Below are 10,350 nucleotides of genomic sequence, written 5' to 3'. Positions count from 1 at the left end.
AGGGGGGTCCGGGGGGGAGGGCAGCGCCCTCCCCCCCGGCGTCCTCCCGGAATTTCCGCAGGGGCCCTGCCCCTTCGGAAATTCCGGGACCCACCCGCCCGAAAGGTGTCGCAAACAGGCTGACGGGGCGTCCAAGTCCATGACAAAAGGGGCAATGACCTCCAAGCGCCCCCTTTGGCTCGCCGCAGCCCCCGTGCTTTTCCTGCTCCTCTGGTCGGCGGGCTTTCCGATCGCCAAGATCGGCATCGCCCATGCCGAGCCCATGACGATCCTCGCCCTGCGCTACACGCTTGTGCTGGTGCTGCTGGCCCCCCTCGCGCTGATCTTGCGCCCGCCGCTGCCCAAGAGCTTCCGGGCCGGGTTCGATGTCGCGGTGACGGGCTTCCTGATCCAGGTCGTCTATTTCGGCCTTTGTTACCTGGCCTTCAAATCCGGCACCTCCTCGGGCACCGTGGCCATCGTGGTCTGCCTGCAACCGATCCTCGTGGGCCTCCTCGCCCCGCGCTTTGCCGGAGAACCCGTCTCACCCCGCACCTGGGCGGGGCTCGCCTTGGGGCTGATCGGCGCGGGGACCGTCATCCTCTCCCATGCCGAGCTCAAGACCCAGGGCCCCTTCGGCCTGATCTGCACCGCAATCGCGCTTTTCGGCATGACCGGCGCCGCGCTTTACGAAAAGCGCTTCGGCGTCACCCAGCATCCGATCACCGCCAACCTGATCCAATATGCCGTGGGCGCCGCCGTCACCCTGCCCCTGGCGCTTTGGACCGAAAGCGCGCCGATCTCCTGGGACTGGGAATTCATCGCCGTCATGGCCTATCTCGTGCTGGGCAACTCGCTCCTCGCCATCTCGCTCCTCCTCGCCATGATCCGGGCCGGAGAGGTCGCGCGGGTCTCGGCGCTCTTCTACCTCGTGCCGCCCCTCGCCGCGCTTTTCGCCTGGCCGCTTTTGGGAGAGGCCCTGGCGCCGCTCGGCTGGGCGGGCATGGGGCTGGCGGCGGTGGGTGTCATGTTGGCCAGCCGTCGCGCGCGCGGATAGGCCCGGGGGTTTCACACCCCCGGACCCCCGTGCTGGGGAGGGTGCGACCCTCCCCAGACCCCAGCGGGATATTTATGAAAAGATGAATGGGATCAGAAGCCGATGCGCTTGATCAAAGCGTCGATCTCGGGGCCCTGGGAGAGGGTGGCGCGGTAAAGCGTCGCCTGGCTTTGCAGGATCAACCCGTCCGACAGGATCTTCAGGTGGTTGGCCCGCAAAGTCTCACCCGAGGAGGTGATATCGGCAATCGCCTCGGCGGTCTGGTTCTTGACCGTGCCCTCGGTGGCGCCCTGGCTGTCGGTCAGCTGGTAATCGGCCACGCCATGAGACGCCAGGAAATCGCGGACCAGGCGGTGGTATTTCGTGGCGATGCGCAGGCGGTGGCCATGGGCGCGGCGGAAGGCGCTGGCCGCCGCATCCAGGTCGTCGAGCGTTTCCACGTCGATCCAGCAGGCCGGGATGGCGATGACCAGGTCGGCATGGCCGAAACCCAGGGGGGCGACCTCACTCACCTTGGTCTCCCAATTGGCCAGCTTGTCGCGCACCAGGTCGGTGCCGGTGACGCCGAGGTCGATGCGGCCCGCGGCCAGTTCGCGGGGGATCTCTCCCGCCGAAAGCAGCACGAGGGAGACATTGTCAGCCCCCTCCACCGCGCCCGCATATTCGCGCTCGTTGCCGGTGCGGGTCATCTTCAACCCGCGCTGCCCAAACCAGTCGAAGGTCTTTTCCATCAGCCGCCCCTTGGACGGCACGCCGATGCGGATCATTTCGGCCCCCTCAATTCGGCCATCAGATGCGGGCGCAGGATGCCGCCGACCGCCGGGATCGAGGCCCCACGGCCCAGGACCTCGGTCAGGGCGTCATAGCGGCCTCCGGTGGCGATTGTCTGCGTGCCGTGGCGGAAGGAGAAGACGAAGCCGTCGTAGTATTCCATCGAGGCGCGGCCGAGGCTGGCCTCGAAGGGCAGCGCCTCGGTCGCCACGCCGCGCCGGTCCAGCGCGTCGAGCCTTTGGGCAAAGGTCGCGACGGCGGGGGCGATGGCGGGCAGATGCGGGGCGATGGCTTGGAGGTGGGAGAGGGCGGCGCGGGCCGGGGCCTGGAGCTGGAGGAGGTCGTAGAGCATGGCGGCCGCGATGGCGGGGATCGGCGGGGTGGCGGCGTCCTCCAGAAGCGCCTCGGCGCGGGCTGCGATCTCGGCCTCGTCGCGCAGGCCGATGAGGGGGCCGGCTGCGGCGATCAGGTCGGAGGCGGTGCCGCTGGCCAGGTGCTGAAGCAGGGCCGCGCGGGCGGGCGCCACGGGTGCGCGGCCCGAGAAGCGGTCGAGCAGCGCGCGAAAGCGGGCGGGCCGCCAGATGTGGCGGAGGAGGGCGGATTTGCGGCGCTCGGTCGTCTCCAGCCCCTTCACGGCGGCCATGAGGATGCCGATATCGCCGGTCACCGGGGTCACCGGGAGCCCCTGCAAAGCGTCGCGGAAGAGGGCGAAGACCTCGGCATCGGCCTCTTGCGGGGCGCTGCGGTCGAAGATCTCATAGCCCACCTGCAGGGTCTGCGGGGCCTCGTCCTCTTGCCGGAAGACCTCGCCCATGTAGCAATAGCGGGCGGGGTCGGCGCCGTGGAGCATATGGGCCTGGACCACGGGGACGGTGAAGTCGGGCCGCAGCATCATCTCGCCCCGGTCGGGGTCATGCGTGACATAGGCCTGGGCGCGGATATCCTCGCCGTAAAGGTCAAGGAGGGTTCCGGCGGGCAGGAGCAGATCGGCCTCGACCTCGGCCGCCCCCGTGGCGCGGAAGGCGGCAAAGGCGCGCTCGGCCTCGGCGCGGATGGCGAGCCTGGTCAGCATGAGGCCTCGGGGCGGGCGGTTTGGCGCGCGGTCATGGGGCGAGCATCTTGCGGACTTCGGCCACCAGTGAGGCCACGGGGATTTCGACCTGGGCGGGGCGGGATTTCCATTCCTCCAAGGAAGCGCCCTCGGCGATCTTGGCGCCGAGGATCAGGTCCTTGAGGATCACGGTGCCCTTCTCGGCCTCGTTCGCGCCCTGGATGACGGCGACGGGGCTTTGGCGTTTGTCGGCATATTTCAACTGGTTGCCAAAGTTCTTGGGATTGCCGAGATAGACTTCCGCCCGGATGCCGGCCTGGCGGAGGTCCCCCACCATGGCCATGTAATCGGCCATCCGCTCGCGGTCCATGACGGTGACGACGACGGGGCCGGTGGTATCGGCGGTGACGCGGCCCTTGGCGCGGAGGGCTGCGAGGAGGCGGTCCACGCCGATGGAGACTCCGGTCGCAGGCACGTCCTGGCCGGTGAAGCGTTTGACGAGGCCGTCATAGCGCCCCCCACCCGCGACGGAGCCGAACTGGCGCTTGCGGCCTTTCTCGTCGAGGATTTCGAAGGTCAGCTCGGCCTCGTAAACCGGGCCGGTGTAGTAGCCGAGGCCCCGGACGACGCCAGGGTCAATGACTATGCGGTCGGGGCCATAGCCCTGACAGTCGAGGAGTTTGGCCATCTCTTCGAGTTCGTCCACCCCCTCCAAACCAATCGCGGAGTGAGCAAGAATCTCGCGAAGCCGGCGCAAAGTGGATTCGTTTGACGACCCTTTGGCGGTTAGGAAGTTGACGTATCCTTGGGCCATATCGCTAGAAAGTCCGACGCCATCAATGAACGCGCCCGAGGCGTCCTTTCTTCCGTAGGTCAGCAACTCTCTCACACCCTCGATCCCAACTTTATCGAACTTGTCGAGAGTGCGCATGATCGGATCGACAGCCGGATCATTTTCCAAGCCCGCCAACTCTAGGGCGCGATATTCTTTTCTTTCTTCCGGCGTCATTGAGGCGACTTCGTAGCGCTCAAGACCACCTGTAACCGACGTAAGAATTCCGTTCAGCACCTTGCGGTTGTTCACCTTCACCACATAGTCGCCACGCGGAATCCCCACGGTCTCCAAAGCATCCGACAGCATGGCACAGATCTCGGCATCGGCCGCCACCGAGGACGACCCAACCGTATCCGCGTCGCATTGATAGAACTGCCGGAACCGCCCCGGGCCGGGTTTCTCGTTCCGCCACACCGGGCCCATCGCATAGCGGCGATAGGGCGAGGGCAGGTCGTTGCGGTATTGCGCCGCGACGCGCGCGAGCGGCGCGGTCAGGTCATAGCGCAGGGCCAGCCAATCGGCGTCCGCACCTTCAGAGGCTTCTTGCCAGGCGAAAACCCCCTCATTCGGGCGGTCCACGTCGGGGAGGAACTTGCCCAGGGCCTCGACGGTTTCCACCGCAGAAGTCTCCAAAGGATCAAAGCCATAGCGGTGATAGACCTCGGCGATGCGGTCCAGCATCGCCTTGCGCTCGGTCACTTCCGCGCCGAAATAGTCGCGGAAGCCCTTGGGCGTCTCGGCCTTGGGCCGATATGTCTTCTCAGCGCGGATCTTTTCGGCCATGGCGGGCTCCCTTGACGGTCGCGCCCCTGTTAGCCCGTCCAAAGCCCGCCTTCAAGACAAAGGGGCCCGAGCGGGGCCCCCAAAGATCAGATCTGCTTTTCGGGCATGAAGACCTTCAACCCCTCCAGCGCGGGCGAGACCTTGAGCTGGCAGGTCAGGCGCGAGCGGGTCGCATCGGGGTTCCAGGCGAAGTCCAGCATGTCGGATTCCATCGAATCCTTCTTGGGCAGCTTGTCGACCCAGGCGGCATCGACATAGACATGGCAGGTCGAACAGGCGCAGGCGCCGCCGCAATCGGCCTCGATGCCCGGGATGCCATTGTCGCGCGCGCCTTCCATGACGGTCAGACCATTGGCCACCTCGACCACATGTTCCTTGCCGCCGAATTCCACATAGGTGATCTTCGCCATCTTGCCCTCTTGACTGGTTGGCATCGACTTAGCGCAGGTCGGCCCGCAGTTCCACCCCCTCTGGACTTAGGGCTGCGCCTGTTCCATATTCGTTCCCATGTCCGACTGGCTGACCCCGACGCCCGCCCCGAACACCTGGCCGCGCCCGCCCCGGGCCATTCCGGCGGCGCGGCTGGTGGAACCGCCGGGCGGGGCCCGTGTCGTCGTGGCGGGGCTCGTGCTGGTGCGCCAGCGACCCGGCACGGCCAAGGGCGTAATCTTCCTGACGCTGGAGGACGAGACCGGCACCGCCAATGTCGTGGTCTGGGCCAAGATCTATGAGCGCTTCCGCCGGGCCGTCATCGCGGGGCGGCTCTTGCGCGTCACGGGGCGGTTGCAGCGCGAGGCCGGGGTGGTCCATGTCGTGGCCGAGGTGATCGAGGATTGCTCGGCCCTGCTCGACGACCTCCTGGCGCCGGAAGCCCGCCTGAGGCCCGAGGGCGCCCGGGCGGGGGATCAACCCTGAAGGCTTCCCTAGTGCCGCCGCCCCGCCTATGATGCCGCAAAACGAGGGGCACATGCGGGCAAGGACGATTTCGGCACTTCTGGTGCTTTTGGCCAGTTGCGGGGCGCAAGTGCCGGTCTCGGCGCCCGAGACCCTGGACCTTTCGGCCGAGGCCATTCCCGGCGATGCCGCGCGCCAGCCCGAGGGGCCCGCGGGCGCCTGCTGGGGCCGCGACACGATCCCCGCCGTGATCGAGACCGTGACCGTGACGCAAAGGCTCGCCGATGGCAGCTATCGAAGCGAAAGCCGCCAGCGCATGGTCAGCGACACCAGGACCGTCTGGGTGCGCACGCCCTGCTATGACCAGTTGACGCCCGACACGATCCTGACCTTGCAACGGGCGCTGCGGGCGCGGGGCTATTACCTCGGCGCGCTGGACGGGGTGCTTTCGCCCGAGACCATGACCGCGATCCGCCGCTTCCAGGCCGATCACGGGCTGGACACGACGGTCCTGTCGCTGAAAGCCGCGCAGATGCTGGGGCTGGTGCTGACGCCGGTGCAATAAGGGGGCGGAACCCGGGGTATACCCCGGGCTACGCAAGCGCCACCAGAGCGCCACCAGAGCGCCTCTGTCGGGAATGTTTCGACAAATGTGAAAGAGGATGGGCCCTTTGCTGGCCTCGCCGAACTGCGTAGCCCGGGGTATACCCCGGGTCTCCGCGCAACGAAAAAGGCGGACCTCGCGGCCCGCCTTCCCCCTATCTCATCCGGTTCACTCGACCGACAGCGCCACGAAGCGCGGGTCGCCCTGGGTGCGCACGAGGAGCAGGATCGACTTGCGCCCGCCTTCCCTGGCTTCGGCCACCCTGGCCTCGAGGTCCTTGAGGCTCGCGATCTTCTGCTGGCCCGCCTCCATGATCACATCGCCCTCGCGCAGGCCCTTGGTATAGGCCTCGGAGGCGACATCGACCTTCATCACCACAAGGCCCCTGTCCCCGGGCGTGAGCCCGAGGTCCTGGACCATCTCGTCGGTGATCGCCTGAAGCGTCAGGCCCATCATCTCGCCGGTCTGGGGCTCGGCCGGTTTGGTGGACTTGTCGGCGGCAGGCTGCGCCTCTCCCTCGGCCTCTTCGCGGCGGCCCAGCTTGACATCCAGCGTCACCTGCTTGCCATCGCGCAGGACCAGGACAGGAACGACCTCGCCGATCGGCGCATCGGCCACGCGGCGCACCAGCTCCTTGCTGTCCTTCACCTCCTGGCCGTTGAAGGTCACGATGACGTCGCCCGACAGGATCCCCGCATCCTTGCCGGGGCCATCGGGCACATCGGTGACGAGCGCGCCCTTGGCCTCGGCCAGGCCCATGGCATCGGCGACATCTTCGCTGACGTCCTGGATGCGCACGCCCAGCCAGCCGCGCCGCGTCTCGCCATATTGCTTCAGCTGGTCCACCACCTTGGTGACCACGTTCGAGGCCATGGCAAAGCCGATGCCGATCGACCCGCCCGAGGGCGAGAGGATGGCGGTGTTCATGCCGATGACCTCGCCATCGACGTTGAACAAGGGCCCGCCCGAGTTGCCCTTGTTGATCGCGGCATCGGTCTGCAGGAAGTCGTCATAGGTGCCGTTCAATTCCCGACCGCGTGCCGAGACGATGCCCGCCGAGACCGAGAAGCCCTGCCCCAAGGGGTTGCCCATGGCCACGACCCAATCCCCCACCCGCATCTTGTCGCTGTCGCCAAAGGAGACGAAGGGCAAGGGCGTCTCGCTGTCGATCTTCAACAGCGCCACATCGGTCTTGGGGTCGCGCCCGATCAGCTTGGCGGTGAAGGTCTTGCCGCCAAAGGTCTCGACCTGGATGTCGTCGGCGCCCTCGATCACATGGTTGTTGGTCACGACATAGCCATCGGCCGAGATGATATAGCCCGAACCCAGCGCCTCGGAGCGCTGCATCTCTTCCTGGCGCGGCGGCTGGTCGCCCTGGAAGTCCTTGAAGAACTTCTCGAAGGGGGAACCCGGGGGCACCTGCATGCCGCCACCCGCTTCGGCCGCGACGATGGAGGAGGTGGTGATGTCGACGACCGCCGGGGAGAACTGGTCGACCAGGTCGGCGAAGGAGGGCGGCACGGCCTGGGCCTGGGCGGGGCTCGCGAAGGGGGCAAGGACCAGGGGGCTGACGGTCATGGCCAGGCCAAGCGTCAGGGCGCCAAGCAGGCGCGCGGCGCGGGGCCGGGCCAGGGGCCGGGCTTGCGCCAGGGGCCGGGGCTGCGCCAGGGCTTGCGGCGCGGTTTGAGTCACATTCAGAGACTGCACGTTCGAACTCCTCTCGATGTGCCGGGCACCTTGTCGTGGCGCCCTTGTTCGGATGGCTCATCATCTGTCATGCGATGGGGCCATGTCCATGCAAACCGGATCGCGCAGGGTCAAAGCCCTGTGACAGATCGGGGGGAATTGTTTCACGCGGGCGGGAGGAGGGTGGGAGGGGGCGCTGCCGACTGACGCCTTGCGCCAGGGCGGATGGCTGGGCCCTGCCGACTGCGGGGTCGGGCCCTGCCGACTGCACCCTGGCGACGAAAGGCCCGCCCGGGTCCCTGCCGACTGCCAGCGGCAGACGGGCAACGGCGCCGCAGCCGCCCCCCGGACGGGAGGGCGCCCCATCCCTCAGCCCTCAGACCCCAGTCCCCAGTCCCCAAGTCCCCAAGTCCCCAAGTCGGCAGGGCCAAGCGGCGGCTGTCAAGGGCAAGGGCCCAGTCGGCAGAGCCCCCGCTCCCAGTCGGCAGGGCCCACAGGCCAGGCCCCTGCCGCCGCCCCTCCAGTCGGCAGGGCCAGGCTCCCCGCAGCCTGCCCCCCAAAGCAACGGGGCCCCTCCCGAAGGAGAGGCCCCGTCAAACCCTGGTCCGCAGCCCTTACGGCGCCGCGCTCGAGCCCTCGGGCGGCTTGGGTCCCGCCCCGCCGTTCACCGTCGTGCCGACCCCCATGGCGCCCGTGCCGTCGGCCCCCACCGAACCGGAGGCATCGCCGGCCCCGAAGAAGCGGAAGAAATCCCCCTCCGGCGCCAGGACGAAAGAGGTATTGCCCCCCTGCAAGGCCGTCGCATAGGCCTGCAGCGACCGGTAGAAGGCGTAGAACTCGGGGTCCTGGCCATAGGCCTCGGCATAGATGGCCGCGCGCCTTGCATCGGCCTCGCCGCGCACGATGGCGGCCTTCTTGTTGGCCTCCGCGGTGATCTCGGCCGCCTGGCGATTGGCCGTGGCGCGGATCTTCTGCGCCGCCTCGTTGCCTCGGGCGATCTCGTCGGTCGCCTCGCGGTTCCGCTCGGCCTCCATCCGCGAATAGGTGTTCTGAAGGTTCTGCACGGGCAGGTCGGTGCGCGTCAGGCGCACGTCGATGACCTCGATCCCCAGGCTCTGAGCCTTGGCCCGTGCCGCATCGCGGATCTTGGCCATCAGCGCCACCCGCTCGGGGCTCAGCACGGTCGACAGGGGCACATCGCCCAGCACGTCGCGCACCTCGGAGTTCACGATCCGCCCCAGCGAGGCCCCGGCGCTTTCGATCCCGCCCAGGCCCACGGCCTCGCGGAACTTCTGCACATCGACGATCCGCCAGCGCGCGAAAGCATCGACCACCAGGCGCCGCCGGTCCGAGAAGTTGATCTCTTGCGGCGGGGTCACCAGACCCTGGATCTGGTTGGAATAGCGCGTCACGTCCTGCACGAGCGAGAGCTTGAAATAGAGCCCCGGCTCCTCGACCACACGCACCACCTCGCCGAACTGCTGCACCAGCACCTTCTCGCGCTGATCGACCACATAGACCGAGGACAGCGCCGCCGCGCCCAGGATCACCAGGGCCGGAATGACAAGACCCGCCTTCATTGCTGGACCCCCTTCTGCGACAAGACCCCGTCAAGCGGCAAAAGCGGCAAGGCCTGCCCCCCCTCCAGGATCACCTTCTGCGCCCCGCCCAGCACGGATTCCATGGTTTCCAGGTACATGCGCTGGCGCGTGACCTCCGGCGCCTTGGCATATTCGGCATAGACCGCGTTGAAACGGCTGGCCTCGCCCTCGGCCTGGTTGATCACCGTGGCGGCATAGGCCTGGGCATCCTGCTCGGCCTGGGCCGCCTGGCCGCGCGCGGCCGCGAGAACCTTGTTGGCATCGGCATCGGCCACCTTCTGCAGGCGGTCGCGCTCTTGCTGGGCCGATTGCACGGCCTGGACCGCCGGACGCACGCTTTCGGGCACGTCGGGCTTGCGCAGCACGATGCGCTCGACCGCGATGCCGCTTTCATAGCTGTCCAGCGTCGCCTGGACCTCTTCCTTCAACGAGCTTTCGACCACGCCGATATCTTCGCCCAGGATCGGGGCCAGAAGGCTGCGCGCCACGATGTCACGCACGGCACTTTCGGCGGCAGCCCGCAGGGTGCCCTCGGGATCGTCCAGCTTGAACAGATACTTGGTCGGATCGCTGATCGTCCAGACGACCTGGAACTCGATATCCACGACATTCTGGTCGCCCGTCAGCATCAGCCCGTTGTCGTCCTGGCCCTGCACGCCCATGCCGATATCGGTCGTGCGCTGCTGGGTGGTCGAGACGACCTCGGCCGTGCCAAGCGGCCAGGCCACGAAGTTCAGGCCCGGGCCGGTGACCTCGGTCGCCTTGCCGAGGAAGAGCTCGACCCCCTGCTCGTCGGGGCGCACGGTATAGGCGCACATGTAGCCGTAAAGCAAAAGCGCACCCACGGCGCCGAGCGCCGCGCCCATGGGGGTGATGGCCGGCACGCCACCGCCCTGGCCCGGGCGTCCGCCATTGCCGCCCCCGCCGCCACCCATGATGACACGGAGCTTTTCCTGGCCCTTGCGCAGGACCTCGTCGATTTCCGGGATCTGGCTTTGGGGCCCGCGGGGTTCGTCGCGTTTGCCCTTCGGGCGGTCATCCTCGGGGCCGTTACCGCCGCCCCAGGGGCCGTTTCCGTTTGCCATCCTT

General features: G+C 67.7%; 10 protein-coding genes. 3 read left to right on the top strand and 7 right to left on the bottom strand.

All coding sequences use genetic code 11. From position 1 onward, the window contains the following. Positions 1-154 precede the first annotated feature (154 nt). Positions 155-1,036 carry a DMT family transporter gene (locus GV832_RS17990; RefSeq protein WP_168776265.1) on the top strand — a complete coding sequence of 294 codons (882 nt, stop codon included), beginning with the start codon at positions 155-157 and terminating at the stop codon, positions 1,034-1,036. Positions 1,037-1,128: 92 nt separating this feature from the next. Here GV832_RS17990 and hisG read toward each other — a convergent pair whose 3' ends face one another. From hisG to GV832_RS17970, 4 genes are all read right to left on the bottom strand, one after another. Further along, the gene (hisG, locus tag GV832_RS17985) at positions 1,129-1,803 is read right to left on the bottom strand and encodes an ATP phosphoribosyltransferase (RefSeq protein ID WP_168776264.1); all 675 of its coding nucleotides are present in this window, start codon (positions 1,801-1,803) and stop codon (positions 1,129-1,131) included. Then, complete coding sequence (locus GV832_RS17980; protein ID WP_227754515.1) at positions 1,800-2,879, bottom strand: ATP phosphoribosyltransferase regulatory subunit; 1,080 nt, start codon at positions 2,877-2,879, stop codon at positions 1,800-1,802. The genes hisG and GV832_RS17980 overlap by 4 nt, the downstream gene beginning before the upstream one ends. 31 nt (positions 2,880-2,910) lie before the next feature. Next, entirely contained in the window at positions 2,911-4,476 is a 1,566-nt protein-coding gene (hisS, locus tag GV832_RS17975) for a histidine--tRNA ligase (RefSeq protein ID WP_168776263.1), read from the bottom strand. A gap of 86 nt (positions 4,477-4,562) precedes the next feature. Next, complete coding sequence (locus GV832_RS17970; protein ID WP_168776262.1) at positions 4,563-4,886, bottom strand: 2Fe-2S iron-sulfur cluster-binding protein; 324 nt, start codon at positions 4,884-4,886, stop codon at positions 4,563-4,565. A 97-nt stretch (positions 4,887-4,983) separates the two neighbouring features. On the opposite strand from GV832_RS17970, the gene GV832_RS17965 reads away from it, so the two are divergent. Together GV832_RS17965 and GV832_RS17960 are read left to right on the top strand one after the other, a co-directional pair. After that, positions 4,984-5,391 (top strand): OB-fold nucleic acid binding domain-containing protein, encoded by a 408-nt coding sequence (locus GV832_RS17965; protein WP_168776261.1) that lies wholly within the window; start codon positions 4,984-4,986, stop codon positions 5,389-5,391. Between the two features lie 52 nt (positions 5,392-5,443). After that, complete coding sequence (locus GV832_RS17960) at positions 5,444-5,935, top strand: peptidoglycan-binding domain-containing protein (protein ID WP_168776260.1); 492 nt, start codon at positions 5,444-5,446, stop codon at positions 5,933-5,935. A gap of 207 nt (positions 5,936-6,142) precedes the next feature. Here the strand turns inward: GV832_RS17960 and GV832_RS17955 are convergent, their stop codons facing one another. The 3 genes from GV832_RS17955 to hflK form a co-directional block, all read right to left on the bottom strand. Further along, positions 6,143-7,552, bottom strand: a complete 1,410-nt coding sequence (locus GV832_RS17955; protein WP_168776270.1) for a Do family serine endopeptidase — start codon at positions 7,550-7,552, stop codon at positions 6,143-6,145. Positions 7,553-8,274: 722 nt separating this feature from the next. Further along, complete coding sequence (gene hflC, locus GV832_RS17950) at positions 8,275-9,240, bottom strand: protease modulator HflC (RefSeq protein WP_168776259.1); 966 nt, start codon at positions 9,238-9,240, stop codon at positions 8,275-8,277. After that, entirely contained in the window at positions 9,237-10,346 is a 1,110-nt protein-coding gene (gene hflK / locus GV832_RS17945; protein ID WP_168776258.1) for an FtsH protease activity modulator HflK, read from the bottom strand. Before hflK ends, hflC begins: the two co-directional genes overlap by 4 nt. Between the last annotated feature and the right edge of the window lie 4 nt (positions 10,347-10,350).

It is taken from the genome of Stagnihabitans tardus (assembly GCF_009925085.1).
GTDB classification, from domain to species: Bacteria; Pseudomonadota; Alphaproteobacteria; order Rhodobacterales; family Rhodobacteraceae; genus Stagnihabitans; species Stagnihabitans tardus.
This window is presented reverse-complemented; position numbering and strand designations above follow the sequence as displayed.